The organism is Stenotrophomonas sp. CASM114 (genome assembly GCF_049384325.1).
In the GTDB taxonomy this organism is placed as follows: Bacteria; Pseudomonadota; Gammaproteobacteria; order Xanthomonadales; family Xanthomonadaceae; genus Stenotrophomonas; species Stenotrophomonas muris.
The window spans coordinates 1-26,766 of the sequence record NZ_JBMRGJ010000023.1 but is presented as its reverse complement, the minus strand read 5'-3'; the positions used below and the strand labels follow the sequence as shown (position 1 = coordinate 26,766).

The 26,766-nt window shown below is 65.0% G+C and carries 23 protein-coding genes and 3 tRNA genes; all 26 read right to left on the bottom strand.

All coding sequences use genetic code 11. The annotated features are described in order from the left end of the window. Window positions 1-74: 74 nt before the first annotated feature. Window positions 75-2,183, bottom strand: a complete 2,109-nt coding sequence (pnp, locus tag VG566_RS17400) for a polyribonucleotide nucleotidyltransferase (RefSeq protein WP_046431803.1) — start codon at window positions 2,181-2,183, stop codon at window positions 75-77. 151 nt (window positions 2,184-2,334) lie between these two features. After that, the gene (rpsO, locus tag VG566_RS17395) at window positions 2,335-2,595 is read right to left on the bottom strand and encodes a 30S ribosomal protein S15 (RefSeq protein WP_005417886.1); all 261 of its coding nucleotides are present in this window, start codon (window positions 2,593-2,595) and stop codon (window positions 2,335-2,337) included. Window positions 2,596-2,768: 173 nt separating this feature from the next. Further along, the gene (gene truB / locus VG566_RS17390) at window positions 2,769-3,677 is read right to left on the bottom strand and encodes a tRNA pseudouridine(55) synthase TruB (protein ID WP_241884338.1); all 909 of its coding nucleotides are present in this window, start codon (window positions 3,675-3,677) and stop codon (window positions 2,769-2,771) included. A 107-nt stretch (window positions 3,678-3,784) separates the two neighbouring features. Further along, window positions 3,785-4,168, bottom strand: a complete 384-nt coding sequence (gene rbfA, locus VG566_RS17385) for a 30S ribosome-binding factor RbfA (RefSeq protein WP_005410447.1) — start codon at window positions 4,166-4,168, stop codon at window positions 3,785-3,787. A gap of 132 nt (window positions 4,169-4,300) precedes the next feature. After that, window positions 4,301-6,946, bottom strand: coding sequence for a translation initiation factor IF-2 (gene infB, locus VG566_RS17380; protein ID WP_100450408.1), 2,646 nt, complete (start codon window positions 6,944-6,946; stop codon window positions 4,301-4,303). Window positions 6,947-7,038: 92 nt separating this feature from the next. Next, window positions 7,039-8,550, bottom strand: a complete 1,512-nt coding sequence (gene nusA / locus VG566_RS17375; RefSeq protein WP_014647859.1) for a transcription termination factor NusA — start codon at window positions 8,548-8,550, stop codon at window positions 7,039-7,041. Between the two features lie 4 nt (window positions 8,551-8,554). Next, a complete protein-coding gene (rimP, locus tag VG566_RS17370; RefSeq protein WP_014647860.1) occupies window positions 8,555-9,145 on the bottom strand; it encodes a ribosome maturation factor RimP in 591 nt (196 codons plus the stop codon). 366 nt (window positions 9,146-9,511) lie between these two features. Beyond that, window positions 9,512-9,588 (bottom strand) — tRNA-Met (locus VG566_RS17365). Window positions 9,589-9,670: 82 nt separating this feature from the next. Next, window positions 9,671-9,747 (bottom strand) — tRNA-Met (locus VG566_RS17360). A 127-nt stretch (window positions 9,748-9,874) separates the two neighbouring features. Next, complete coding sequence (nuoN, locus tag VG566_RS17355) at window positions 9,875-11,335, bottom strand: NADH-quinone oxidoreductase subunit NuoN (protein WP_049404613.1); 1,461 nt, start codon at window positions 11,333-11,335, stop codon at window positions 9,875-9,877. Window positions 11,336-11,350: 15 nt separating this feature from the next. Beyond that, entirely contained in the window at window positions 11,351-12,859 is a 1,509-nt protein-coding gene (locus VG566_RS17350; RefSeq protein WP_019660580.1) for an NADH-quinone oxidoreductase subunit M, read from the bottom strand. 23 nt (window positions 12,860-12,882) lie between these two features. Then, complete coding sequence (nuoL, locus tag VG566_RS17345) at window positions 12,883-15,051, bottom strand: NADH-quinone oxidoreductase subunit L (RefSeq protein WP_241884337.1); 2,169 nt, start codon at window positions 15,049-15,051, stop codon at window positions 12,883-12,885. A 7-nt stretch (window positions 15,052-15,058) separates the two neighbouring features. Beyond that, window positions 15,059-15,364 (bottom strand): NADH-quinone oxidoreductase subunit NuoK, encoded by a 306-nt coding sequence (nuoK, locus tag VG566_RS17340; protein ID WP_005417921.1) that lies wholly within the window; start codon window positions 15,362-15,364, stop codon window positions 15,059-15,061. After that, the gene (locus VG566_RS17335) at window positions 15,361-16,017 is read right to left on the bottom strand and encodes an NADH-quinone oxidoreductase subunit J (protein ID WP_014647864.1); all 657 of its coding nucleotides are present in this window, start codon (window positions 16,015-16,017) and stop codon (window positions 15,361-15,363) included. Before VG566_RS17335 ends, nuoK begins: the two co-directional genes overlap by 4 nt. 9 nt (window positions 16,018-16,026) lie before the next feature. Then, entirely contained in the window at window positions 16,027-16,515 is a 489-nt protein-coding gene (gene nuoI, locus VG566_RS17330; RefSeq protein ID WP_005410456.1) for an NADH-quinone oxidoreductase subunit NuoI, read from the bottom strand. Between the two features lie 4 nt (window positions 16,516-16,519). Next, window positions 16,520-17,614: an NADH-quinone oxidoreductase subunit NuoH gene (nuoH, locus tag VG566_RS17325; RefSeq protein WP_006458641.1), complete on the bottom strand. Its 1,095-nt coding sequence runs from the start codon at window positions 17,612-17,614 to the stop codon at window positions 16,520-16,522. Beyond that, window positions 17,611-19,845, bottom strand: a complete 2,235-nt coding sequence (nuoG, locus tag VG566_RS17320) for an NADH-quinone oxidoreductase subunit NuoG (protein ID WP_241884336.1) — start codon at window positions 19,843-19,845, stop codon at window positions 17,611-17,613. The genes nuoH and nuoG overlap by 4 nt, the downstream gene beginning before the upstream one ends. Further along, window positions 19,842-21,182 (bottom strand): NADH-quinone oxidoreductase subunit NuoF, encoded by a 1,341-nt coding sequence (gene nuoF, locus VG566_RS17315; RefSeq protein ID WP_014647866.1) that lies wholly within the window; start codon window positions 21,180-21,182, stop codon window positions 19,842-19,844. The genes nuoG and nuoF overlap by 4 nt, the downstream gene beginning before the upstream one ends. 4 nt (window positions 21,183-21,186) lie before the next feature. Next, the gene (gene nuoE / locus VG566_RS17310) at window positions 21,187-21,714 is read right to left on the bottom strand and encodes an NADH-quinone oxidoreductase subunit NuoE (RefSeq protein WP_014647867.1); all 528 of its coding nucleotides are present in this window, start codon (window positions 21,712-21,714) and stop codon (window positions 21,187-21,189) included. A gap of 97 nt (window positions 21,715-21,811) precedes the next feature. Further along, complete coding sequence (locus VG566_RS17305) at window positions 21,812-23,119, bottom strand: NADH-quinone oxidoreductase subunit D (protein WP_006458796.1); 1,308 nt, start codon at window positions 23,117-23,119, stop codon at window positions 21,812-21,814. Continuing rightward, window positions 23,116-23,865, bottom strand: coding sequence for an NADH-quinone oxidoreductase subunit C (locus VG566_RS17300; protein ID WP_014647869.1), 750 nt, complete (start codon window positions 23,863-23,865; stop codon window positions 23,116-23,118). Before VG566_RS17300 ends, VG566_RS17305 begins: the two co-directional genes overlap by 4 nt. Before the next feature lie 33 nt (window positions 23,866-23,898). Then, complete coding sequence (locus VG566_RS17295) at window positions 23,899-24,453, bottom strand: NuoB/complex I 20 kDa subunit family protein (RefSeq protein WP_005417936.1); 555 nt, start codon at window positions 24,451-24,453, stop codon at window positions 23,899-23,901. Continuing rightward, a complete protein-coding gene (locus VG566_RS17290; RefSeq protein WP_008265012.1) occupies window positions 24,444-24,800 on the bottom strand; it encodes an NADH-quinone oxidoreductase subunit A in 357 nt (118 codons plus the stop codon). The genes VG566_RS17295 and VG566_RS17290 overlap by 10 nt, the downstream gene beginning before the upstream one ends. A 111-nt stretch (window positions 24,801-24,911) precedes the next feature. Beyond that, window positions 24,912-24,996: transfer RNA gene (locus VG566_RS17285), tRNA-Leu, on the bottom strand. Window positions 24,997-25,047: 51 nt separating this feature from the next. Next, window positions 25,048-25,485: a preprotein translocase subunit SecG gene (secG, locus tag VG566_RS17280; protein ID WP_014647871.1), complete on the bottom strand. Its 438-nt coding sequence runs from the start codon at window positions 25,483-25,485 to the stop codon at window positions 25,048-25,050. Window positions 25,486-25,516: 31 nt separating this feature from the next. After that, window positions 25,517-26,272, bottom strand: coding sequence for a triose-phosphate isomerase (gene tpiA, locus VG566_RS17275; protein ID WP_197561163.1), 756 nt, complete (start codon window positions 26,270-26,272; stop codon window positions 25,517-25,519). Window positions 26,273-26,766: the final 494 nt, after the last annotated feature.

Genomic DNA, 26,766 nt, shown 5'->3' with positions numbered 1-26,766 from the left:
CCGCTTTTTCAATTCAGCGATTCCAGAAGCGTGTCAACCAAGGTTGACACCTACCGTAATCGACCGGAGGTCGATTACTCGGCGCTGACGGCGTCGCCTTCTTCCACGGCCTTCATCGACAGGCGGATACGGCCCTGCTTGTCGACTTCCAGCACCTTGACCTTGACCACATCGCCTTCCTTCAGCACGTCGCCGACCTTCTCGACGCGATCGCTGGAGATCTGCGACACGTGGACCAGACCGTCCTTGCCCGGCAGGATCGTGACGAACGCACCGAAGTCCATGATCTTGGCGACCTTGCCTTCGTAGATGCGGCCCGGCTCGACGTCCGAGGTGATCTGCTCGATGCGGGCCTTGGCGGCCTGGGCGGCGATGGCATTGACCGAAGCGATGACGATGGTGCCGTCATCCTGGATGTCGATCTGGGTGCCGGTTTCCTTGGTGATGGCCTGGATGGTCGAGCCACCCTTGCCGATCACTTCGCGGATCTTGTCCGGGTGGATCTTGATGGTCAGCAGGCGCGGCGCGTAGTCGGACAGCTCTTCACGCGGAGCGGTCAGGCCGTGGGCCATTTCGCCCAGGATGTGCAGACGACCAGCCTTGGCCTGCTGCAGAGCCTGCTTCATGATCTCTTCGGTGATGCCTTCGATCTTGATGTCCATCTGCAGGGCGGAAATGCCCTCAGCGGTACCGGCCACCTTGAAGTCCATGTCGCCCAGGTGATCTTCGTCACCCAGGATGTCGGACAGGACGACGAAGCGCTCGCCTTCCTTGACCAGGCCCATGGCGATACCGGCCACCGGCGCCTTCACCGGCACGCCGGCGTCCATCAGGGCCAGCGACGAGCCGCAGACCGATGCCATCGACGAGGAACCGTTCGACTCGGTGATTTCCGAGACGACGCGGATGGTGTACGGGAAGGATTCCAGCGACGGCATGACAGCCAGCACGCCGCGCTTGGCCAGGCGACCGTGGCCGATTTCGCGGCGCTTCGGGCCCATCATGCGGCCGCACTCACCCACCGAGAACGGAGGGAAGTTGTAGTGGAACAGGAAGTTTTCCTTGTACTCACCGGCAACGGCGTCAATGACCTGGCCGTCACGGGCGGTGCCCAGGGTGATGGTCACGATGGCCTGGGTTTCGCCACGGGTGAACAGCGAGGAACCGTGGGTACGCGGCAGCACGCCGGTCTTCACGGTGATCGGGCGGACGGTGTCCAGCGCACGGCCGTCGATACGGACCTTGGTGTCCAGCACCGAGTCACGCATGGTGCGGTATTCCAGCTCGCCGAATTCCTTCGACAGCTCGGCCGGGTTCCAGCCTTCAGCGGCCACGCGACCAGCCAGGGCTTCGAACACGTCCTTCTTGATCGCCGAGATGGCGTCGCGGCGCTGCAGCTTGTCACGCACCTGGAAGGCTTCGCCCAGGCGCGGGCCGATGGCTTCCTTCAGGGCGGAGATCAGCGCTTCGTTCTTGGCCGGGGCTTCCCAGGTCGACGGCTTGGTGCCGGCTTCGACGGTCAGCTCGTTGATCGCGTTGATGACCTTCTGCATTTCGCGGTGACCGAAGGTCACGGCGCCCAGCATCACTTCTTCGGACAGCAGCGCGGCTTCGGATTCAACCATCAGCACGGCGTTGGAGGTACCGGCGACGACCAGCTCCAGCTGCGAGTCAGCCAGTTCGCTGACGGTCGGGTTCAGGATGTACTCGCCGTTCTTGTAACCGACCTTGGCCGCGCCGATCGGACCCATGAACGGGGTGCCAGCCAGGGCCAGGGCAGCCGAAGCACCGATCAGGGCCGGGATGTCACCGTCCACGTCCGGGTTCAGCGACATCACCGTGGCGATGATCTGCACTTCGTTCTTGTAGTCTTCCGGGAACAGCGGGCGGATCGGACGGTCGATCAGACGCGAGATCAGGGTTTCCTTCTCGGTCGCACGGCCTTCGCGCTTGAAGAAACCACCCGGGATACGGCCGCCGGCGTAGAACTTTTCCTGATAATCGACGGTCAGCGGGAAGAAGTCCTGGCCTTCGCGCGCGCTCTTGGCGGCGACGGCGGTGACCAGCAGTACGGTGTCGTCCATCTTGACGATGACGGCGCCGCTGGCCTGACGGGCGACTTCGCCGGTCTCAAGCGTGACGGTGTGCTTGCCGTACTGGAAGGTTTTGGTGATTTTTGCCACGGAGGGTGTCCTTGGGGATGCTGTCTGCGAATTTGGACCGTCGGCGACCCTTGCCGCCAGCGGGTGGCCGGATCGTTCCGGCCTGAATCGGGGATTGCGGTACTACAAAACAAAACCGCGGCGCATCGCTGCGCCGCGGGGGATTCGTTGCTTAGCGACGCAGGCCAAGCTTCTCGATCAGGGCCTTGTAGCGCTCGACGTCCTTCTTCTTCAGGTAGTCGAGCAGGCTGCGACGGCGGTTGACCATCTGCAGCAGGCCGCGGCGGCTGTGGTGGTCCTTCTTGTGGGTCTTGAAGTGGCCGGTCAGCAGTTCGATGCGGGCGGTCAGCAGTGCAACCTGGACTTCCGGGGAGCCGGTGTCAGCCGCGCTGCGCTTGTTGTCTTCAATGACCTTCTGGGTGTCGATCGACATTTCTTTTTTCTCTGTGATGCGTGGCCGGCAGGAACGCGCTTCGCGCACCGCCAGGCTCGCCGTGGACTACGAGGATGAAACCTGCGCGAGGCAGGTTGCCGGAAAACGGCCGCGAAATTGTAACGGCCGGGGGCGTCCGGGACAAGGACCGGGGCTGAACCGGCAGGCCCCGGTCAGAGGTTGAAACGGCGCTGCGGGGCCAGCAGGCCACTCTCGTCGACCTGGCCCAGGCCCTGGACGGCATCGTCCGGACCGAACACGGCCACCAGGCCGCGCGGCCAGGACAGGTCGCGCTGGCGCTGGCCCACGCAGAACCGGTGGGCCTGGTCGGCGTCCAGGTCGACCCTCGGGTATTCAGCCAGGCCGGCCGCCAGCGGCAGCAGCAACGCGTCCATGCCAGCCTCGTCACCGGCCTGGACCATCGCCCGCAGCTGGTCCAGGGTGACCATGGCAGGCTCGCGGAACGGCTCGACCCAGAGCCGGCGCAGCGCGCTGATGTGGGCGCCACAGCCCAGGCGTTCGCCGAGGTCGCGGGCCAGGCTGCGGATATAGGTGCCGGAACCACAGGTCACGCGCAGCCGCAGCCGTTCCGGCTGCTGCTCCAGCACCTCGATGGCGTGTACCTGCACCTCGCGTTCGGGCGCTTCGATGACGTCACCGCGGCGGGCCTTCACATACAGCGGTTCACCGCCCTGCTTCAGCGCCGAATAGATCGGGGCACGCTGGCGGATGGTGCCGGTCAGCGGCGCCAGCGCAGCCTGCAGGGCCTGGGCACTGATCGCCGGCACCGGGCGCTGCAGCAGCACCTGGCCTTCGGCATCGTCGGTATCGGTGGTCTGGCCGAGCACGATCTCGGCGTCGTAGGCCTTGGCCGAACCCAGCAGCAGGCCAGCGATCTTGGTCGCCTCGCCGAAACACAGCGGCAGCAGGCCGGTGGCCAGCGGGTCGAGGCTGCCGGTATGCCCCCCCTTCTCGGCGCGGAACAGGCGGCGCGCCACCTGCAGGGCGGCGTTGGAGCTCATGCCGGTCGACTTGTCGAGCAGCAGGATGCCATCCAGGCGACGGAACTGAATTCGGGTCATGACAGGAAAGTGTTGGGACGGGCCATGCTCGGCTGCCGCAGCGCGGCCTGCATCAGACATCGCGCAGCCGGAATGCAGCAACGCCGGGCATGCCCGGCGTCGCGCGGTTATTCTTCGTCGCTCTCGCGACGCTTCTCGGCGGCCAGCGTATCGGGCAGGTCGCGCAGGATGTTGTCGATGTGCTCACCACGGTCGACCGAGTCGTCGTAGTGGAAATGCAGCTCCGGCACGTGGCGCAGCTTCATCGCGCGGGCCAGGTCCATGCGCAGGCGGTAGCCCAGTTCCTTCAGGCCGGCCACGGCTTCAGCCGAACGTTCCGGCATCAGCGCGGTGACGAACACCTTGGCATGGGCCATGTCGCGGGTGATTTCCACGTCGGACACGCTCACCGAGGGCAACCCGTGCTCGCGCACGGCGTTGTGCACCAGGGTGCCGAGTTCACGGCGCAGCTGGGCGGAGACACGGTCGGTTCGATGGAAAGTCTTGGGCACGAGGAGCTCTTGGTTCAGTTGTCGCCCGACCAACGGTCGGGCACTACCTTTGATTCGATTGTCGCCCGACCAACGGTCGGGCGCTACAGGTACATGGTGGGGCCCGACCGTTGGCCGGGCCACCTTGCAGCATTACAGGGTGCGCGGCACTTCGATACGTTCGAAGCACTCGATCTGGTCACCCGGCTTGACGTCGTTGTAGGCCTTCACCGCGATACCGCATTCGGTACCGTTGCGGACTTCCTCGACGTTCTCCTTGAAGCGACGCAGCGATTCCAGCTCGCCCTCGAAGATCACCACGCTGTCGCGCAGCACGCGGATCGGCTTGTTGCGCTTGACCACACCCTCGATGACCATGCAGCCGGCGACGGCACCCAGCTTCGAGCTGCGGAAGACGTCGCGGACCTCGGCGATACCGATGATCTCTTCGCGGATCTCCACGCCCAGCAGACCGGAGGCCACCTGCTTCACCTGGTCGATCACGTCATAGATGATCGAGAAGTAACGCAGGTCGACACCATTGGATTCGATGATGCGACGGGCCGAAGCGTCCGCACGCACGTTGAAGCCGATGACGGTGGCCTTCGAAGCGGCGGCCGAGTTGGCGTCCGACTCGGTGATGCCACCCACGCCGGAGTGGATCACGTTGATGCGGATGTCTTCGTTGGACAGCGCGACCAGTGCCTGGCTCAGCGCCTGCACCGAACCCTGCACGTCGGCCTTGATGACCAGGTTGAGGACCTGCTGGCCCTCGCCCTTGCCCAGGGTCGCCATGATGTCTTCCATGCGGCTGCCAGCGGTGGCCACCAGGCGCGATTCACGGCGCTTGGTCTCGCGCTGCTGGGCAACGTCCTTGGCCAGGCGCTCGTCCTCGACGACCACGAAGTCGTCACCAGCTTCCGGCACGCCGGACAGGCCCAGGACCTGCACCGGGATGGACGGGCCGGCGAACTCCGGCTGCTTGCCGGTTTCGTCGAACAGCGCACGCACGCGGCCGTACTGGATGCCGCACACCAGGTAGTCGCCCTTCTTCAGGCGGCCCTGCTGCACCAGCACCGTCGCGACCGGGCCGCGGCCCTTGTCCAGCGACGATTCGATCACCACGCCCGAGGCGCGGCCTTCATCGACCGCCTTCAGTTCCAGCAGTTCGGCCTGGATCGAGATGGCGTCCAGCAGGTCGTCGATGCCCAGGCCGGTCTTGGCCGAGATCTCCACCATCTGGGTGTCACCACCGAAGTCTTCGGCCACGACCTGCTCGGACAGCAGTTCGTTCTTGACCCGCATCGGATCCGCGTCGGACTTGTCGATCTTGTTGATCGCCACGATCAGCGGCACACCCGCCGAACGGGCGTGCTGGATCGCTTCCTTGGTCTGCGGCATGACACCGTCGTCGGCGGCCACGACCAGCACCACGATGTCGGTCAGCTTGGCGCCGCGCGCACGCATCGAGGTGAAGGCGGCGTGGCCCGGGGTGTCCAGGAAGCTGATCACGCCCTTCGGCGTATCGACGTGGTAAGCGCCGATGTGCTGGGTGATGCCACCCGCTTCGCCGGTGGCGACCTTGGTGCGGCGGATGTAATCCAGCAGCGAGGTCTTGCCGTGGTCGACGTGGCCCATGATGGTGACCACCGGCGGACGCTGGGTGGCTTCGCCCTGGTTTTCACCGGTCGAGGCCAGCAGTGCGTCTTCGGCGTCGTTGTCGTTGGCACGGATCGCCTTGTGGCCGAGTTCTTCGGTCACCAGTGCGGCGGTGTCGTGGTCGATGGACTGGGTGATGGTCGCCATCACGCCCATCTTGAACAGCGCCTTGACCACCTCGCCGCCCTTCAGCGCCAGCTTCTGCGCCAGGTCGGCCACGGTGATGGTGTCGCCGATCGCCACTTCACGCACCACCGGTGCGGTCGGACGCTCGAAGGCGTGCGGGCCGGCATTGTTGCCACCGCGCGACATGTCGCGACGGCCACCGGCCTGGTTGCGCCCGCCCGGACGACCCCGGGTGTTGCTGTTGTTGCTGTTGCCACGACGCGCACGGTCGGCGGCCGACAGGTGCATCTGGCCGGCGAAACGGTCACCCGGGCCACGCTCGTTGCGCGGCGCGCTGCGGTTGTTGCGGTCGTCGTTGCGCGGCGGCGGCGGTGCACCACGCGGCGCAGCCGGGGCTGCGGCCGGGGTGCGCGGCGGGCGCGGCGCGGTTTCGTCGATCGGAGCACGCTTGGGCTTGCTGGCAGCCAGCGTCTCGGCCGCCTTGGCGGCAGCCGCAGCTTCCTCGGCGGCCTTCTTTTCGGCCTCGGCGCGTTCCTTGGCGGCGGCCTCTTCCTCACGGGCACGGACGATGGCTTCGTCGCGCAGACGATCCTTCTCGGCCAGGGCCTGCTGTTCGGCAAGGTTGCGGGCACGCGACTCTTCCAGCTTGCGCAGGATGTCGGCGCGCTCTTCGTCCGGGGTCATGGCGCGAGCACCATCCTTGACGTAGGTACGCTTCTGGCGCACCTCGACATTCACGGTCGTCTTGTTGCGACCGGAATTGACCGTCACTTCCTGCTGCTTCCGGCGGTTGAGCGTGATCTTCTTCGCAGACTGATCGGTCTCTTCCGGGGCCTGCTCGGGCTTGCCGTGCGAACGACGAAGGAAGCCCAGGAGCTTCACCTTCTCGGAGCTGGTCACGACCTGGTCGGGACCGCTGAACTTCATGCCGGCACCGGCCAGCTGTTCCAGCAGTTTTTCGACCGGCGTGTTGACCAGTTCGGCAAGCTTGCGGATGGTGGTTTGCTGCGACATTCGGATCCTATGATCTTGTGGGCGCCCCCCCGCATGTGGAGGTGGCGCGGATTCTACGCCCTGAGCGGCTCAGGGCCCTGTTCATTGCCGGCTCATTCGCCGCGTTCCAGTCGGGCGATCTCCTCGGCACGGGCGGCCAGGATCAGCGCAGCGGCGCGCGCCTGATCCAGTCCTTCGATGCCGAAGTCCATGACCTCGTCGGCGGCCAGGTCGGACAGATCCTCGCTGGTACGCACGCCGTGGCCGGCCAGCGCGTATGCGGTGGCTTCGTCCATGCCCTTCAGGGACAGCAGGTCCTGCGCCGGCTGGCCGTCTTCAAGGCCTTCCTCGACTGCCAGGGCCTCATTGAGCAGCGCATCGCGGGCACGAGCGCGCAGCTCTTCGACGATGTCCTCGTCGAAACCTTCCACGGCCAGCAGTTCGCCGACCGGGACATATGCGATTTCCTCGACGGTGCCGAAGCCTTCGCTGACCAGGATGCCGGCGATTTCCTCGTCCACTTCCAGCTTGTCCATGAACAGCTGGCGGGCCGCAGCCTGCTCGGCTTCCGACTTGGCGGTGACCTGGTCCTGGGTCATCACGTTGAGCTGCCAGCCGGTCAGGCGGCTGGCCAGGCGCACGTTCTGGCCGCCCTTGCCGATCGCCTGGGCCAGGCGGTCTTCGGCAACGGCCAGGTCCATCGAGTGCTTGTCTTCATCGACGATGATCGACTGCACTTCGGCCGGCGCCATCGCGTTGATGACGAAGTTGGCGGGGTTGTCGTTCCACAGCACGATGTCCACGCGCTCGCCATTGAGCTCGTTGGACACGGCCTGCACGCGCGAACCGCGCATGCCGATGCAGGCGCCGATCGGATCGGTGCGCTGGTCGTGGGCCAGCACGGCGATCTTGGCGCGGTCGCCCGGGTCACGTGCACAGGCCTTGATTTCCACCAGGCCCTGGCCGACTTCCGGCACTTCCAGCTTGAACAGCTCGATCATGAATTCCGGGGCGGCACGGCTGATGAACAGCTGCGGGCCACGCGGCTCCGAGCGCACTTCGGCCAGGTAGCCGCGCACGCGGTCACCGGCGCGCAGCACGTCGCGCGGGATGCCCTTGTCCTTCGGGATGAAGCCTTCGGCGTTGCCACCGAGGTCGACATAGATGTTGCCGCGCTCGGCGCGCTTGACCACGCCGGTGATCAGCTCACCCACGCGATCCTTCCACGCATCCACGACCTGCTGGCGCTCGGCTTCGCGCACGCGCTGGACGATGACCTGCTTGGCGGCCTGGGCAGCGATGCGGCCGAAATCCGGGTTCTCGATCTGCTCTTCGATGTAGTCGCCGACCTCGACGCCTTCGGCTTCATCGACGGCATCCATCAGGCGGATCTGGCGGTCCGGCGATTCCATGACCACGTCATCGGCCACCACTTCCCAGCGGCGGAAGGTTTCGTAGCTGCCGTCCTTGTGGTCGATGACCACGCGGGTCAGCACTTCCTCGTCGGGATAGCGCTTCTTCGCTGCCGAGGCCAGGGCGGCCTCGATGGCATCGAAGATCACTTCACGCGGCACGCCCTTCTCGTTGGCGACTGCGTCGACTACCAGCAACAGTTCCTTGCTCATTGGCTCACTCCGCGCGCGGCTTCTTTGCCGCCGGCTCGTTGGAAGAAGAATTCGTGTTCGGCTTCGGACGCTTCGGTGCCGGACCGGTCGGCTTGCTCGGGGCCAGCCCCAGCGCCACCCAGTCGGGCATGATCCGTGCCTTGTCGATGTTGTCGGCCGACACGACCACTTCGGCCTTGTCGACGATGAAAGTGATGGTCCCCGCCGCCTCGTCGGTCGCCTCGATACGACCCTGCAGGCGACGACGGTTGTCCTGCGGCAGCTTCAGCGTGACCTTGGCCGATTCGCCGAGGTGACGGCCGAACTGCTCCAGGCTGAACAGAGGACGGTCGACGCCCGGCGAGGACACTTCCAGCGTGTAATTGCCGCTGATCGGGTCCTCGACGTCCAGCTGCGCCGACACTTCGCGGCTGACCCGCTCGCAGTCGTCGACATTGATGATGCGCTCGGGCTGTTCAGCCAGCGGCACGTCGATGTAAAGGCGCAGGGTCGCACCGCCGGGGGCCGGCAGATACTCAACGCCCAGCAGCTCCAGGCCCAGCGACACAACGGTCGGGGCGAGCAGATTCGCGATGTCGGTTGCCTTGTCGCTCACAGCCTGCCTTGATCTCTATGGTTGGGTGCCGGCCTTGGCCGGCGTGGAAACGTGACGCCCCGGAAACGACAAAGGGCCCGTTGGGCCCCTTTTCCGGAAAGACTCCGGTGACTGGATTCCGGTTGCAACCTGCATTGCCTGCCGGTTGCGGCCCTCCTTCCGGGTCCGGACTCCCGCTGGGAGGCCGCCTTCAGGGGTACTGCTAGGCCGCTGATGATAGCGACTGCACCGCGCTGGTGCAAGGTGCGGACCCGGGTCAGATCCCTTTTCCCGTGGATAAGGGATCTGACCCCGATCACGCAGAAACAACGCAGACCCCAAAGAAAAACGCCCTCGAAGCAGGACTTCGAAGGCGATCTCTTTACTTGGTAGCGGGGGCAGGATTTGAACCTGCGACCTTCGGGTTATGAGCCCGACGAGCTGCCAGACTGCTCCACCCCGCATCAGAAGCGGAATCATGAGGCATTGCTGCGAAAAATGCAAGCTTTCCCTCATTCATCGAACCGGTTGGCGCCGGTCCGACGTTGGTAGCGGGGGCAGGATTTGAACCTGCGACCTTCGGGTTATGAGCCCGACGAGCTGCCAGACTGCTCCACCCCGCACCGGAAGTGTTTGAACTGCTGCCCTGCTCTTTCGAGGAAGGCTACCGCAACGATGTTCTGGCTGAACCGCTGCAGTGACAACTCAGGCTGCGCATATTACACGAATCGCGCAGCTTTGTGTCAACTTTTATGCAAGATGCGCAAATGCCTGCTGGCACCAGACCATGATCGGGTTCCAGGCCAGGCCCAGCGCGAGCAGCGCCAGGGCATTCACGCCCAGCACCACGCCCAGCACGCGGTCGTTGCTGCGCGGCATGGCCTCGCCCACCGGCTCATCGAAGTACATGACCTTGATGAGGCGCAGGTAGTAGAAGCAGCCGACCACGGCGCACAGCACGCCGAGGATGGCCAGCCACAGCAGGCCGCCGTTGACGGCCGCGCCCAGCACCGCCAGCTTGGTCCAGAAGCCCAGGAACGGCGGGATGCCGGCCAGCGACGCCATGATGCACAGCACCAGGCCGGCCATCCACGGGTTGCGGGCGTTCAGGCCCTTGAAGTCCTCGATGTTCTCGGCTTCAAAGCCGGCACGCGACAGCGCGATGATCGCGCCGAAGGCGGCGGTGGACATGATCGCGTAGGCCAGTGCGTAGAACAGCGCGGCGGCGTAGCCCTGCGAACCGCCACCGGCGATGCCCATCAGCAGGAAGCCGATGTGCGAGACGGTGGAGAACGCCAGCATGCGCTTGAGGTTGCTCTGCGCGATGGCCATCAGGTTGCCGATGACCAGCGATACCGCGGCCAGGCCGGCAATCAGCAGCTGCAGTTCGGTCGACAGCGGGCCCACGCCCATTTCCAGCAGGCGGTAGGCCATGCCGAACGCGGCCAGCTTCGGCGCCGAGCTGATGAACAGTGCGATCGGTGCCGGGGCACCCTGGTACACGTCCGGCAGCCACATGTGGAACGGCGCGGCGCCCAGCTTGAAGGCGACGCCGGCGATCATGAACACCGCACCGGTGATCAGCAGCACGCGCTCTTCCGAGTGCGGGATGGCCTCGCGGATCACATCCAGGTGCAGGCTGCCGGTGGCGCCGTAGATCAGCGACATGCCGTAGAGCAGCAGGCCCGAGGCCAGCGAACCCAGCACGATGTACTTCATCGCCGCTTCCGACGCCAGGCCGCTTTCGCGGTTGCTGGCGACCAGGGCGTAGGAGCACAGCGCCAGCAGTTCCAGGCCCAGGTAGACCATCAGCAGGCTGCCGGCCGAGACCAGGATCATCATGCCGGCGGTGCCGAACAGGATCAGCACCGGGATCTCGCCCTGGAACAGGTCGCGATCACGCAGGTAGCGCCAGCCGTAGACCAGGGTCAGGCCGCTGAGCAGCACGATCCCGGTCTTCATCACGTCCGCGGCGGTATCGCGCACGAACATGCCATGGAAGACCTCCCCCTGCCCGCCCACGCCGGTGGCCAGCATGAACAGCACCACGGCCAGCGCAGCGAGCGAGAACAGGTGGGTGACGATCTTGTTCCGGTTGCTGACGAACAGGTCGAGGATCATCAGGGCGAAGGCGCTGCCGATCAGCACCAGCTCGGGAGCGAGCGGTGGCAGGTCAGCGGCGGTCAATGGCAGCAGCGGCGAGGTGGTCATCATCAAATCCTGGAATTACAGCAGCTTGCTGGATGCGATCTGCATCGCCAGCTTCGCGATCGAGGGCTCCATCAGGTCGGTCAGCGGCTTGGGGTAGATGCCCAGGGCCAGCACGCCGATGGCGAACACGCCCAGCACCAGCCATTCGCGGCCGTTGATGTCCTTCAGTTCGGCAACATGGCTGTTGGCCACTTCACCGAAGAAGATGCGCTTGTACAGCCACAGGGTGTAGGCGGCGCCGATGATCAGGGTGGTGGCCGCGCCCAGGGCGATCCACGGATTACGCTGGAAGGCCGAGAGGATGACCATGAACTCGCCAACGAAACCGCTGGTACCCGGCAGGCCCGCGTTGGCCATGAAGAACAGCATCGCGAAGGTGGCGAACCACGGCATCACGTTGACCACGCCGCCGTAGTCGGCGATGCGGCGGCTGTGCATGCGGTCGTACAGCACGCCGACGCAGGAGAACATCGCGCCGGACACGAAGCCGTGCGAGATCATCTGCACCATGGCGCCCTGCAGGCCCAGGCGCGCGGCATCGGCGTTGCCGGCTTCGCGCACCAGCCACAGCGCGATGAAGGTGCCCAGGGTGACAAAGCCCATGTGCGCGATCGACGAATAGGCGATCAGCTTCTTCATGTCGTCCTGCACCAGGGCGACCAGGCCGACGTAGATCACCGCGATCAGCGACAGTGCAATCACCAGCCAGGCCCACTCCTGCGACGCGTCCGGGACGATCGGCAGGTTGAAGCGCAGGAAGCCGTAGCCACCGATCTTCAGGGCGATCGCGGCCAGGATCACCGAACCGGCGGTCGGCGCTTCCACGTGGGCGTCCGGCAGCCAGGTGTGGACCGGGAACATCGGCACCTTGACCGCGAAGGCGATCAGGAAGGCGAAGAAGATCCAGGTCTGCTCCTTGGCCGACAGCGGCAGCGCGTACAGGTCGGCCAACTGGAAGCTGCCGCCCTTCATGTACAGGTAGATCAGCGCCACCAGCATCAGCACCGAGCCGAGGAAGGTGTACAGGAAGAACTTCAGCGCGGCGTAGATGCGGCGCGGACCGCCCCAGACACCGATGATCAGGAACATCGGGATCAGCATCGCTTCGAAGAACACGTAGAACAGCATCGCGTCCGTCGCGGCGAAGATGCCGACGGTGACACCTTCCAGGATCAGGAAGGCCGCCACGTACTGGTTCACGCGCTTGTCGATGGCGCTCCAGGCGCCGATCAGGGCAAGCACGCTGACCAGGGTGGTCAGCAGGATCAGCGCCACGGCAATGCCGTCCACGCCCAGGTTGTAGCCGATCTTGTACGCCGGGATCCAGGCATGGGTCTCGACGAACTGCAGACCATCGACGCCTGCGTTGTAGCCGCTCAGCAGCGAGAGGCTCGCCACGAAGGTCAGCACCGCTACGCCCAGCGACGCCCAGCGGGCGGTCTGCGCATCACGGATCGCAAGGATCAGGGCACCACCGATGATCGGCAGCCAGATGAGGACACTGAGTAGAGGCCAGTTCGACACGTCTTCTTATTCCGTACAGGTCATCAACGCAGGTAATGCATCAGCACGCCCAGCAGGGCAATCAGGCCGATGATCATCGCGAAGGCGTAGTGATAGAGGAAACCGGATTGGGTACGACGCAGCACGCCGGCTGCGACGTCCACAACACGTGCCGAGAGATTGACCACGCCGTCGACGATGTTGCTGTCGATCCAGCGCGAGACCTTGCCCAGCTTGACGCTGCCACCGGCAAAGCCATCGATCCACAGCCTGTCGAAGCCGTACTTGTTTTCAAGCACCGACACCAGCGGAGCAAAGGTCTTGCGGGCCTTGCCCGACAGGTCCGGCTTCCACAGGTAGAACAGTGCGGCCAGCAGGAAGCCCGCAACGGTCAGCATGAACGCCGGAGCCATCATGCCATGCAGCGCGAAGGCGACCGGGCCATGGAACTCCTCACCCAGGAAGCCGATGGTGTTCTTGGCCGGATCGTAGAAGTCGACGATGCCGGTGAAGAACGTGTGCGCCTGGCCCTTGATGGCATCGTGCGCGTGGTTGCCGGCCCAGTCGGTGCCGTACAGCATCGGGCCGATGCTGAAGAAACCGATGGCGATCGACGGGATGGCCAGCAGGATCAGCGGCAGGGTCACCACCCACGGGGTTTCGTGCGGCTCGTGCGGACCGTGGCCATGGCCGTGGTCGTCATGATGCGCATCGCCGTGGTGGGCGTCGGCGGCGTGGTGATCGTCATGGCCGTGGCCATGGGCGTGGTCATCATGCGCGTCGCGGAAACGCTCCTTGCCGTGGAAGGTCAGGAACAGCAGGCGGAAGCTGTAGAAGCTGGTGACGATCACGCCACCCAGCACCGCCCAGTAGCCATAGGTGGCCACCCAGCTGTTGGACAGGTGCGCGTGCAGCTCGGCCGCCTCGATGATGGTGTCCTTCGAGTAGAAGCCGGAGAAGAACGGCGTGCCGACCAGCGCCAGGGTACCGATCCACATGGTGATGAAGGTGATCGGCATGTACTTGCGCAGGCCGCCCATCTTGCGCATGTCCTGCTCGTGGTGCATCGCGATGATGACCGAGCCGGCGCCCAGGAACAGCAGGGCCTTGAAGAAGGCGTGGGTCATCAGGTGGAACACGGCAGCCGAATAGGCCGACACGCCCAGCGCAACCGTCATGTAGCCCAGCTGCGACAGAGTCGAGTACGCGACCACGCGCTTGATGTCGTTCTGCACGATGCCGATCAGGCCGGTGAAGAACGCGGTGGTGGCACCGATGAACAGCACGAAGTTCAGCGCGGTCTGCGACAGCTCGAACAGCGGCGACATGCGGGTGACCATGAAGATACCGGCGGTCACCATCGTCGCGGCGTGGATCAGCGCCGAGATCGGGGTCGGGCCTTCCATCGAGTCCGGCAGCCACACATGCAGCGGGACCTGGGCCGACTTGCCCATGGCACCGATGAACAGGCAGATGCAGATGACGGTGGCGATCGACCAGATCACCGGCTCGTTCAGCAGCTGCATGCCCAGGATCGTGCCGTCCCAGATCTGCAGCTGGGCGCGCGGGTCGGCCAGCATGCCGGCCTGCGAGAACACCTGCGAGTAATCCAGGGTGCCGAACACCCACAGCACGCCGGCGATGCCCAGCAGGAAGCCGAAGTCACCGACGCGGTTGACCAGGAACGCCTTCATGTTGGCGAAGATCGCGGTCGGGCGCTTGAACCAGAAGCCGATCAGCAGGTACGACACCAGGCCCACCGCTTCCCAGCCGAAGAACAGCTGCAGGAAGTTGTTGCTCATCACCAGGGTGAGCATCGAGAAGGTGAACAGCGAGATGTAGCTGAAGAACCGCTGGTAGCCCGGATCGTCCTGCATGTAGCCGATCGTGTAGATGTGGACCAGCAGCGACACGAAGGTCACCACCACCATCATCATCGCGGTCAGCTTGTCGACCATGAAACCGACGTGGGCCGAGTACTGGCCGACTTCGAAGAACGTGTAGATGTTCTGGTTGAACGGCTGCGCCCCGCCCCACAGCAGCTGGTAGAGCGTATACATCGACAGGCCGCAGGCCACCGCGACGCCGAGGATGGTGATGGTCTGCGCGCCGAAGCGCTTGACCTGGCGACCGAACAGGCCGGCGATGATGCTGCCGAACAGCGGTGCGAGCACCACTGCGATCAACAGACTCTTGGAGAGAGTGATTTCCATCTGTGGATCAGCCCTTCAACGAATCGACTTCGCCGACATTGATCGTGCGGCGTGTACGGAACAGGGTCACCAGGATCGCCAGGCCGATGGCGGCTTCCGCGGCGGCGACGGTCAGGATGAAGAACACGAACAGCTGGCCGGACGGATCGCCCAGCTGACGCGAGAAGCCGACGAAATTGATGTTCACCGACAGCAGCATCAGCTCGATCGACATCAGCAGGACGATGACGTTCTTCCGGTTGAGGAAGATACCGGCCAGGCTGATGGCGAACAGCACCGCGCCCAGCGCGAGGATATGGCCAAGGGTGATCACGGCTGGGTCTCCTCGCCGGCGACCGGCTTGCTGTTGCTGTGCACGACCGGTGCTTCGGCACCCATCTTGACCATGCGCAGGCGCTGGCCGGCCTTGACCATGGTCTGCTGGCCCGGGTTCTGGCTCTTCACGCCGGTACGGCGACGCAGGGTCAGCATCACGGCGGCAACCACGGCCACGGTCAGGATGACGGCGGCGAACTCGAACGGCAGCAGGTACTCGGTGAACAGCGTGCGTGCCAGCCAGGTGATGTTGGAGCTGTCGGCGGCGACCGCAGCGGCGTTGTCGGCCGGGAACGGCGTGACCGAACGCGCCTTGACTCCGATCAGGATCAGCATCTGCGCCAGCATCGCGACCGCGACAATCAGGCCAACCGGCAGGTAGCGCACCCAGCCCTCACGCAGCTTGGTGGGGTCGATGTCCAGCATCATCACCACGAACAGGAACAGCACCATCACCGCACCGACGTAGACCAGCACCAGCGCCACACCGAGGAACTCGGCGCCCACCAGCAGCCACACGCAGGCGATGGAGAAGAAGGTCAGCACCAGGCAGAGCACGGCGTGAACCGGGTTGCGCACGCTGATCACCGCACCGGCCGAAACCGTTGCCGCGATGGCGAACACCCAGAAAGCGATATTTACCCAATCCATCTCTCGACCTCAGCGGTAAGCGGCATCGGCGGCGCGACGCTCGGCGATCTCGTTTTCGAGACGGTCGCCCAGGGCCAGCAGCTGCGGCTTGGTAACGATGTTTTCGCCACGATTCTCGAAGTGGTACTCGAGGATGTGGGTTTCGACGATCGAGTCCACCGGGCAGCTTTCCTCACAGAAGCCACAGAAGATGCACTTGAACAGGTCGATGTCATAACGCGTGGTGCGGCGGGTGCCGTCCTCGCGCTTGGCCGAGTCGATGGTGATGGCCAGCGCCGGGCACACCGCTTCGCACAGCTTGCAGGCGATGCAGCGCTCTTCGCCGTTGGGATAACGGCGCAGCGCATGCAGGCCACGGAAGCGCGGCGACTGCGGGAACTTCTCCATCGGGTACATCATCGTGTACTTCGGCTTGAAGCTGTACTTCAGCGTCAGCCAGAGGCCCGCCAGCAGTTCGAGCAGCAGCAGGCTCTTGAAGTAATGGGTAATCCTGTTCATCACTTTAGACGCCCTTTTGAATCACGCCGAAGAACACCATGACGGCGGTAACCGCGATCCACAGAATGGCCAGCGGGATGAAGACCTTCCAGCCCAGGCGCATGATCTGGTCGTAGCGGAAGCGCGGGAAGCTGGCGCGGAACCAGATGTAGGCACTGGCGAAGAAGAACACCTTGACGAACAGCCACGGCGCGCCCCCCTTCCAGATCCAGTCGACCAGCGGCGAGACATCGCCGAAGTTGACCCAGCCCTGGACCGGGCTCAGCCAGCCGCCGAGGAAGAAGATCGAGATCAGGAAGCTGATCAGGATCATGTTCGCGTATTCGGCCAGGAAGAACAGAGCGAAGGCACCGCCGGAGTATTCCACCATGTGGCCGGCGACGATTTCCGATTCGCCTTCCACCACGTCGAACGGCGCGCGGTTGGTTTCAGCCACGCCCGAGACCCAGTAGATGACGAACAGCGGGAACAGCGGCAGCAGGAACCAGTCGAAGAAGCCGGAACTGCCGGCCTGCGCCATCACGATGTTGCTCAGGTTCAGGCTGCCCGAGGCGATCATCACGCCGACCAGGGCGAAGCCCATGGCGATTTCGTAGCTGATCATCTGCGCCGAGGCGCGCATCGCACCCAGGAACGCATACTTCGAGTTGGACGCCCAACCGGCCAGGATGATGCCGTAGATGCCCAGCGAGGTCATCGCCAGCAGGTACAGCAGGCCGGCATTGGCATTGGACAGCACGATCTGCGAATCGAAGGGCACCACCGACCAGGCCGCGAAGGCCGGGGCCAGGGTGATCAGCGGGGCCAGCAGGTAGATCGCCTTGTTGGCGCTGCTCGGCTGGACCACTTCCTTGAACAGCAGCTTGAAGACGTCGGCGAAGGCCTGGAAGATGCCCATGCCCACGTACATCGGGCCGTGGCGGACGTGCATCCAGCCGATCAGCTTGCGTTCCCAGACCACGTAGAAGGCCACCGAGATGATCACCGGAACGGTGATCACCAGGATCTTCAGGATGATCCAGATCAGCGCGCCGATGTCACCGAGGCCAAGCAGCCACTGGTGCAGCGGGTCGACCGCGTTCAACAGCAATTCGTTCATGCAGCCACCACCGTTACGCGAGCGGCACCCAGCGGCGCGGTCGCGCCGTGGCCCGATTCAATCCAGACCGAACCCGCAGCGACGCGGGCGTCGACCACCACCGGCAGGGTGGCCTTGCCGGCATCGGTGCCGACCTTGGCCATCTGCCCTTCCTGCAGCTGCAGGCGAGCGGCATCTTCAGCGTTCAGCACGATGCGCGGGGCGTTGTTGAGCGGATGCGACTGCAGCGCCGGGGCGCGACGGACCACCGCATCGGTGCGGTAGATCGCGGCGGTCGAAGCCACTTCCAGGCCTTCGCCGGCAACCACCGGCTGCGCCGAAGCGGCAACGGTGACCGGTACCGGGGCCAGGCTGGCGCGCAGGCCGGCCAGGTCGGTGAAGTCGAAACCGGCCACGGCCAGCTCGCCGCCCAGGGCGCGCAGCACGCGCCAGCCTTCACGGGCCTCGCCCGGCAGCTTGCCGCCGGCACGGGCCGACTGCTCGCGACCATCGAGGTTGGTCAGGGTGGCGTCGATTTCCGGCAGCGCACCGATCGGCAGGATCACGTCGGCGACGTCGCGGGTCGAGGCACAGGCGAACTGGCTGAAAGCCACCACCTGGGCACCGGCCAGCGCCTTGCGCGCGGCAGGTGCATCGGCGAAGTCCAGGCCCGGCTCAAGGCCGTACACCACATAGGCCTGGCGCGGCTGCGCCAGCATCGCGGCGACGTCCTTGCCAGCCGGCAGCACACCGGCGCGGGTCAGGCCAACGGCGTTGGCGCCCTGCGGGATGCGGCACAGCTTGGCACCGGTGGCGGCGGCGAACTCACGCGCAGCAGCGCGGATCGCGGCAGCCTGCGGGTGGTTTTCGGCGATGCCACCGACGATCAGCACGGTGTTGTTGCCGCCCTGCACTGCCGAACGCAGCTCGGCGTTGGCCAGCGCGTCGACGAACTTCGACGGTGCGACGATCTGCTTGCCGGCGATGCTGAAGGCGAAGTCGAAGTCCACCGGGTTGACGACATGGATCTTCGCGCCCTTGGTGGTCTGCGCCTTGCGCAGGCGGGCGTGCAGCAGCGGCAGTTCGTGGCGGATGTTGCTGCCCAGAACGACGATGCGGTCAGCGCCCTCGATTTCGGCCAGCGGCAGGCCGAACACTTCGGCGGTTGCGGCGTCGGAGAAATCGCGGTTGTTGATGCGGTGGTCGATGTTGCCCGTGCTCAGGCCCTTGGCCAGGCGGGCCAGCAACGCGCCTTCCTCGTTCGAGGTGGACGGGTGCACCAGCACGCCCAGGTTGTCGCCCTGGTTGGCCTTGAGGATCTCGGCGGCCGCGGCCAGGCCTTCAGCCCAGCTCACTTCCTTCCACTCGCCATTGACCTTGCGCAGCGGCTTGACCGCACGGTCTTCGCTGTACAGGCCCTGGTGCGAGTAGCGGTCACGGTCGGACAGCCAGCACTCGTTCACGGCTTCGTTGTCGCGCGGCACGGTGCGCAGCACTTCACCGCGACGCACGTGCAGGAACAGGTTCGAACCCATCGCGTCGTGGTAGCCCAGCGATTCGCGCGCGGTCAGTTCCCACGGACGGGCGCGGAACTGGAACACCTTGTTGGTCAGCGCGCCGACCGGGCAGACGTCGACGACGTTGCCGGACAGCTCGGTGGTCAGCGGCTTGCCGTCGAAGGTGCCGATCTGCAGGTTCTCACCGCGGTACATGCCACCCAGTTCGTAGGTACCGGCAACGTCGGCGGTGAAGCGGACGCAGCGGGTGCACTGGATGCAGCGGGTCATCTCGGTGGCGACCAGCGGGCCCATGTCCTCGTCCGGCACCACGCGCTTGCGCTCGTTGAAGCGGCTGACCGAACGGCCATAGCCCAACGAGACGTCCTGCAGCTCGCACTCGCCGCCCTGATCGCAGATCGGGCAGTCCAGCGGGTGGTTGATGAGCAGGAACTCCATCACCGAGCGCTGGAACTTCAGTGCCTTCTCGCTACGGGTGGCGACCTTCATGCCGTCCATCACCGGGGTGGCGCAGGCCGGCGCCGGCTTCGGCGACTTCTCCACGTCCACCAGGCACATGCGGCAGTTGGCGGCGATCGGCAGCTTCTCGTGGTAGCAGAAGCGCGGAATCGGAATACCGGCCTTGTCGGCCGCCTGGATGATCATCGAACCCTTGGGCACGACCAGCGACTTGCCATCGATCTCGATGGTCACGTGATCCGGTGGCACGTTCGGGTTTACGGGTTGCGCGCTCATGCGGCGGCTGCCTCCACCTTCTTGCCGTCAACCATCGAATGACCGTTGACGATGTAGTACTCGAATTCGTCCCAGAACTGGCGCAGGAAGCCCTGGATGGGCCATGCAGCCGCTTCACCGAACGCACAGATGGTGTGGCCTTCGATCTGCCCCGCCACCGCCTTCAGCTGGTGCAGGTCTTCCATCGTGGCCTTGCCGGCGACGATGCGCTCCAGCACGCGGTGCATCCAGCCGGTACCTTCACGGCACGGGGTGCACTGGCCGCAGGATTCCTTGTGGAAGAACTGGCTGATGCGGCAGGCGAACTTGACGCAGCAGACGCTGTCGTCGAGCACCACGATCGCGCCCGAACCCAGGCCGGAGCCCAGTGCACGGATGGTGTCGTAGTCCATCGGCAGGTCCTCCAGCTCGGCCGCGGTCAGCACCGGCATCGACACGCCGCCCGGGATCGCGCCCTTCAGCGTGCGGCCCGGACGCAGGCCACCGGCCATTTCCAGCAGGTCGTGGAATTTGGTGCCGAGCGGCACTTCGAAGTTGCCGCCGTTCTGCACGCAGCCGGACACCGAGAAGCACTTCGGACCGCCGTTGGCGGTCAGGCTCAGGCCCTTGAACCACTCCGGACCGTTGCGGATGATCGCCGGCACCGAACCGTAGGTTTCGGTGTTGTTGATCGTCGACGGCTTGCCATACAGGCCGAAATTGGCCGGGAACGGCGGCTTGTAGCGCGGCTGGCCCTTCTTGCCTTCCAGCGATTCCATCAGCGCGGTTTCTTCGCCGCAGATGTACGCGCCGGCGCCCAGCGCACCGTAGATGTCGATGTCTACGCCGCTGCCGAGGATGTTCTTGCCCAGCCAGCCGTTCGCATAGGCGTCGGCCAGGGCCTGCTCGAAGTGCTCGAACGGCTCGTGGTGGAACTCACCGCGCAGGTAGTTGTAACCCACGGTCGAACCGGTGGCGTAGCAGGCGATCGCCATGCCTTCCACCACCGAATGCGGGTTGTAGCGCAGGATGTCGCGGTCCTTGCAGGTGCCCGGCTCGGATTCGTCCGAGTTGCAGAGGATGTACTTCTGCATGTTGCCCTTGGGCATGAAGGACCACTTCAGGCCGGTCGGGAAGCCTGCGCCGCCGCGGCCGCGCAGGCCCGAGGCCTTGACCATCTCGATGACCTGCTCCGGCGGGATCTTCTCTTCGAGGATCTTGCGCAGGGCGGCGTAGCCACCGGTCTTCAGGTAGCTTTCGTACGACCACGGGGTGTCGTAATGCAGGGTGGTGTAAACCACCTGGTGCGGCAGCGGCGCGGGGCCGACCGGACCCTTGGATTCGTGGTGATGTGCCATGCCCTTACTCCAGCCCGTCCAGCAGCTCGTCGACCTTTTCCAGGGTCAGACGCTCATGGTAGTGACCGTTGATGACCATCATCGGCGCGCCGCCACAACCGGCCAGGCACTCTTCCTCGCGCTTGAGGTAGACGCGGCCGTCCGGGGTCGATTCACCGTGCTTGATGCCCAGCTTCTTCTCGCAATGGCGGACGATGTCCTCGGCGCCATTGAGCCAGCAGCTGATGTTGGTGCAGATGGCCACGTTGTTGCGGCCCACCTTCTCGGTCTCGAACATCGAGTAGAAGCTGGCGACCTCGTAGGCCCACACCGGCGGCAGGTCGAGGTACTTGGCGACGGCGGCGATCAGCTCGTCGGTCAGCCAGCCCTGGTTCTGCTCCTGGGCCGCATGCAGGCCCTGCAGCACGGCAGAGCGCTTGCGGTCCGGCGGGAACTTGGACAGCCAGTGATCGATGTGAGCGCGGGTCTTGTCGCTCAGCACCACCATCGGGTCGACGTCGCGCGCCGCCTCGAAATTACCTGTCGCCTTCATCGGCCGACCTCAGCGAAATGCATAACGTGAAATTCCAGAAACTGCGGCGCCGGCTTGCGCCGGCTGCCTGCAGCGGGCGTTGGCGTGGCGGACGGCATTACCGGTCAACCTCGCCGAACACCAGGTCATAGGTACCGATCATCGCCACCACGTCGGCCAGCATGTGGCCGCGCACGATCGAATCGATCGAGGACAGGTGGGCGAAGCCCGGTGCGCGCAGGTGCACGCGGAAGGGCTTGTTGGCGCCATCGGAGACCAGGTAGCAGCCGAATTCGCCCTTGGGCGCTTCCACGGCCGCATAGGTTTCACCCGCCGGCACGCAATAGCCTTCGCTGAACAGCTTGAAGTGGTGGATCAGCGCTTCCATGTCGTCCTTCATGTCCTCGCGCTTGGGCGGAGCGACCTTGAAGTTCTTGACCATGACCGGGCCGGGGTTGGCCTTCAGCCACGCCACGCACTGCTTGATGATGCGGTTGGATTCGCGCATTTCGGCGACGCGGACCAGGTAGCGGTCGTAGCAGTCGCCTTCCTTGCCCAGCGGGATGTCGAAATCGACGGCATCGTACTTGGCATACGGGCGCTTCTTGCGCAGGTCCCAGGCGATGCCCGAGCCGCGCAGCATCACGCCGGTCATGCCCCACTGGTGGGCCAGTTCCGGAGTGACCACGCCGATGCCGACGGTACGCTGCTTCCAGATGCGGTTATCGGTCAGCAGGGTTTCGTATTCGTCGATGCGCTTGGGGAACTCGACGGTGAAGTTCTCCAGGAAGTCCAGCAGCGAGCCTTCGCGCGAAGCATTGAGCTGCTTCAGCGCCTTGCCCTTGTGCCAGCGCGATTCCTTGTACTTCGGCATGTGGTCCGGCAGGTCGCGGTAGACACCGCCCGGGCGGTAGTACGCCGCGTGCATGCGCGCGCCGGAGACCGCTTCATAGCAGTCCATCAGCTCTTCGCGCTCACGGAAGGCATACAGCATCACGGCCATCGCACCCAGGTCGAGCGCGTTGGAGCCCAGCCACATCAGGTGGTTGAGGATGCGGGTGATCTCGTCGTACATGGTGCGGATGTACTGCGCACGCTCCGGCGCCTCGATGCCCATCAGGGTCTCGATCGCGCGCACGTAGGCGTGCTCGTTGCACATCATCGACACGTAGTCGAGGCGATCCATGTAGCCGATCGACTGGTTGAACGGCTTGGACTCGGCCAGCTTCTCGGTGCCACGGTGCAGCAGACCCACGTGCGGGTCGGCACGCATGATGGTTTCGCCGTCCATTTCCAGGATCAGGCGCAGCACACCGTGAGCGGCCGGATGCTGCGGGCCGAAGTTCATGGTGTAGTTGCGGATTTCCTGCCGGCTTTCGGCGGCGTTGCTGGCGAACGCTTCGCCGGCCTGGTGTACGTGGCTCACTTCACTGCCTCCTGCGCGCGCTCACCGGCTGCGGTCTGCAGACGGGCGTCGTCACGGATCACGCGCGGCACGCCGACACGCGGCTCCACCGAGGTGACCGGTTCGTAGATCACGCGCTTCTTTTCTTCGTCGTAGCGGACTTCGACATTGCCGATCAGCGGGAAGTCCTTGCGGAACGGATGGCCGACGAAACCGTAGTCGGTCAGGATCCGGCGCAGGTCCGGGTGGCCTTCGAAGATCACGCCGTACAGGTCGAACGCTTCGCGCTCGAACCAGTTCAGGCCCGGCCACACGCTGGTCAGCGAGGACACCACCGGCAGCGCTTCGTCAGGGGCGAAGCAGCGCAGGTGCATCATCAGGTTGTGCTGGTACGAGCGCAGCTGGGCGACCACGGCGAAACGCTGGGTCGGCATGTGCTGCGGGCGGGCACCGTCGGCACCGTTTTCCTCTGTGGGGAACTCGCCCCACGCGAAGCGGCCCTGGGCCTTGCCTTCGACGCCACGGCTGAAGCCCTGCGAGGACACGTCGGCGGTGTCCCATTCGTCGGAGCCATAACCGAGGTAGTCGACGCCGCACAGATCCACGGCCTGCTCGAAACCAAACTCGTCACGCAGCGCCAGGGCGGTGGCGTGCCACTCGGCGGCAGGCACTTCCAGCGTCACTTCGCCGCGGGGTTCGACCACGATGACCTTCGCACCAGCGAAACGTGCGGAGAGTCGGTCGATGAAGGATGCTTGCTCTGCCATGGGGGCTTGGCGCGCTCTTGTCAGGTTAAGGGGTCAGCGGGCGATGGTCTGTGTACGCCAGATCTTCTTCTGCAGCTGCAGGATCCCGTACACCAGCGCCTCGGCGGTCGGCGGGCAGCCCGGGACGTAGACGTCCACCGGCACCACGCGATCACAGCCGCGCACGACAGAATAGGAGTAGTGGTAATAGCCACCGCCGTTGGCGCAGCTACCCATCGAGATGACCCACTTCGGGTCCGGCATCTGGTCGTAGACCTTGCGCAGCGCCGGGGCCATCTTGTTGACCAGGGTACCGGCCACGATCATCACGTCGGACTGACGCGGCGACGGGCGGAACACCACGCCGTAACGGTCAAGGTCCAGGCGCGCGGCGCCGGCGTGCATCATCTCGACCGCGCAGCAGGCCAGGCCGAAGGTCATCGGCCACATTGAGCCGGTGCGCGCCCAGTTCAGCAGTGCGTCGACGCTGGTGGTGACGAAGCCCTTTTCCAGCAGCGGGTTGTCGCCTTCCGGCCGCAGGATGTCATCAACCCGGCCTTCCGGCGACGGGTTGTTCATGAGGCCATCGAGAGTCTGAATCACTCCCATTCCAGCGCTCCCTTCTTCCAGACGTAAATGAAACCGAGGAACAGCATGCCGACGAACAGGCCCATGGTGATGAGCGAACGGGCGCCCAGCTCCATGAAGACCTGGGTCCACGGCACGATGAAGATGATTTCCAGGTCGAAGACGATGAACTGGATCGCGATCAGGTAGTAGCGCACGTCGAACTTCATGCGCGCGTCTTCGAAGGCCTCGAAGCCGCACTCGTACGGCGACAGCTTTTCCAGATCGGGGCGGCGGGGACCGAGGAATCGACCAACCAGCATCAGCGTAATGCCGATACCGGTGGCAACGATCAGAAACAGCAGAGAAGGCAAATATTCGGCCAGCACAGCGATTCTCTCTTGCCTCTGCCGCCGCGCCTGCAGGCGCTTTGGCATGGGGGAGTGGACGGGAACCTGCCCGGCGCCTTGCGCGCCAGACGAACCCGCTTTACTTACAAATGGTGCCCAAGAGGGGACTCGAACCCCTACGACTTGCGTCGCTACCACCTCAAGGTAGTGCGTCTACCAATTCCGCCACCTGGGCAAACGATCACATCAGACTATCTTCCCGATGCGCCGCGTATTGTAACCGGCTTCAGTGTTTCTGGGAGCCTTCCGAAGGCTTTTCTTCACCAGAAACCGAAGATTCCGCCTGAGCCGGCACATTCGCCGCCGGAACCGGGGCGGCCGGGACCGGATCGGCCTTCGGAACGGCCGGCAGTTCGCCCGCCGGAGCCGCCGGCGCGCTGGCCGCCGGGGCGGACATCAGGCCCAGGTCCTGGTCGGCCGCCGGACGGGTGCCGTGACCGGCATACCAGGCCATGAAGAGACTGATGCCGAAGAACACGACGGCCAGCCACTTGGTCGACTTGGACAGGAAGTTCGAGGCGCCACGCGCACCGAACACCGTACCCGAGGCGCCGGCGCCAAAGCCCGAACCCGCCGCCGCACCCGAGCCACGCTGCATCAGGATCAGCGCGATCATGGCCACAGCGACCAGCACGTAGACGACATTGAGGATCAACATCAGCATTGGAAACCGCCCTCGGACAATACTTCTAGGATTAGTTCGCGGCCGCCGCCCGTGCGATGGCCAGGAAGTCCGCGGCCACCAGGGAGGCGCCGCCGACCAGCCCACCATCGACATCCGGCTGCGCGAACAGTTCCCCGGCATTGTCGGGCTTCACGCTACCGCCGTAAACAATGGGCAGTGAATCAGCAATTCTAGCATCGAAGCGCGCAACTTCGCCACGGATGAACGCGTGCACCTGCTGCGCCTGCTCCTTGCTGGCGGTACGGCCGGTGCCGATGGCCCAGACCGGCTCGTAGGCGACCACGGCCTGGGCGAAGCCGGCCGCGCCGACCAGTTCCAGCACCGGCGCCAGCTGGCTGGCGATGACCGCTTCGGTCTGTCCGGCCTCGCGCTGCTCCAGGGTCTCGCCCACGCACAGCACCGGCACCAGGCCGGCATGCTGGGCGGCGGCGAACTTGCGCGCGACCAGCTCGCTGCTTTCATGGTGATACTGGCGGCGCTCGGAATGGCCGACCAGGCCATAGCGGGCCCCGACCTCGACCAGCATGGCCGCGCAGACCTCGCCGGTATAGGCGCCCTTCTCGTTGCTGCTCACGTCCTGCGCGCCGAAGGCCAGGCTGGTCTCGCCGAAGTCCTCGACCAGCTCGCCCAGGTACGGCAGCGGCGGCAGGATCACCACGTCCACCCCCTCCAGCGGCAGCCCGGCGGCCACCTGCCCCAGCAGTTCATTGGCGAATTGACGGCTGCCATGCAGCTTCCAGTTTCCGGCGACGATCTTGCGGCGCATGAGCGGGTGGCTCCTGTGTGAAGTCAGCCGGTCATGATACCCGTTGCGGCAAAAATCCGTTTCCTTGTAAGCGGTTACATGGATTTTCAGCCAACGGCGCAGCCCCTCGTGGCGGGAGTTTGTTTGGGTTGGTCGCGGAAAGCCCGGTTGGATTGGTGGGCTTGGCCGGGCGGGTGGGGATGGCGGGGGACGCCGTAAACCCGTCCGTGGGGGCTTGGCCGCGGCATCCATGCCGCGGACACCCCCGTCATCCCCACCCGCCCGGCCTCCGACACATTCCGGCGGTTCCGCCCGCCACGGAAAGAAAAAAGAAGAGCAAGAGCAAAAGCGGCATACCACGTGCCCTGCCCCACTTCGATCTGACAGATCTCATCCACGCATGGCGTGGATCTACCGTGTCGAGCAAGGTCGACACCCACCAACCGTCACCGGGAAACTGTCGGAGGCGGGGAGGTGTCGGATGGCGGGGTGTCCGCGGCATGGATGCCGTGGCC

Excerpts from the sequence above, each read along its gene's own strand:
- rpsO (WP_005417886.1), bottom strand. The coding sequence starts at position 2,595 with ATGTCGATCGACACCCAGAAGGTCATTGAAGACAACAAGCGCAGCGCG.
- truB (WP_241884338.1), bottom strand. The coding sequence starts at position 3,677 with ATGACCCGAATTCAGTTCCGTCGCCTGGATGGCATCCTGCTGCTCGAC.
- infB (WP_100450408.1), bottom strand. The coding sequence starts at position 6,946 with ATGTCGCAGCAAACCACCATCCGCAAGCTTGCCGAACTGGTCAACACG.
- nusA (WP_014647859.1), bottom strand. The coding sequence starts at position 8,550 with ATGAGCAAGGAACTGTTGCTGGTAGTCGACGCAGTCGCCAACGAGAAG.
- nuoN (WP_049404613.1), bottom strand. The coding sequence starts at position 11,335 with ATGACCACCTCGCCGCTGCTGCCATTGACCGCCGCTGACCTGCCACCG.
- nuoL (WP_241884337.1), bottom strand. The coding sequence starts at position 15,051 with ATGGAAATCACTCTCTCCAAGAGTCTGTTGATCGCAGTGGTGCTCGCA.
- VG566_RS17335 (WP_014647864.1), bottom strand. The coding sequence starts at position 16,017 with ATGGATTGGGTAAATATCGCTTTCTGGGTGTTCGCCATCGCGGCAACG.
- nuoI (WP_005410456.1), bottom strand. The coding sequence starts at position 16,515 with ATGAACAGGATTACCCATTACTTCAAGAGCCTGCTGCTGCTCGAACTG.
- nuoH (WP_006458641.1), bottom strand. The coding sequence starts at position 17,614 with ATGAACGAATTGCTGTTGAACGCGGTCGACCCGCTGCACCAGTGGCTG.
- nuoG (WP_241884336.1), bottom strand. The coding sequence starts at position 19,845 with ATGAGCGCGCAACCCGTAAACCCGAACGTGCCACCGGATCACGTGACC.
- nuoF (WP_014647866.1), bottom strand. The coding sequence starts at position 21,182 with ATGGCACATCACCACGAATCCAAGGGTCCGGTCGGCCCCGCGCCGCTG.
- nuoE (WP_014647867.1), bottom strand. The coding sequence starts at position 21,714 with ATGAAGGCGACAGGTAATTTCGAGGCGGCGCGCGACGTCGACCCGATG.
- VG566_RS17300 (WP_014647869.1), bottom strand. The coding sequence starts at position 23,865 with ATGGCAGAGCAAGCATCCTTCATCGACCGACTCTCCGCACGTTTCGCT.
- VG566_RS17295 (WP_005417936.1), bottom strand. The coding sequence starts at position 24,453 with ATGGGAGTGATTCAGACTCTCGATGGCCTCATGAACAACCCGTCGCCG.
- secG (WP_014647871.1), bottom strand. The coding sequence starts at position 25,485 with ATGCTGATGTTGATCCTCAATGTCGTCTACGTGCTGGTCGCTGTGGCC.
- tpiA (WP_197561163.1), bottom strand. The coding sequence starts at position 26,272 with ATGCGCCGCAAGATCGTCGCCGGAAACTGGAAGCTGCATGGCAGCCGT.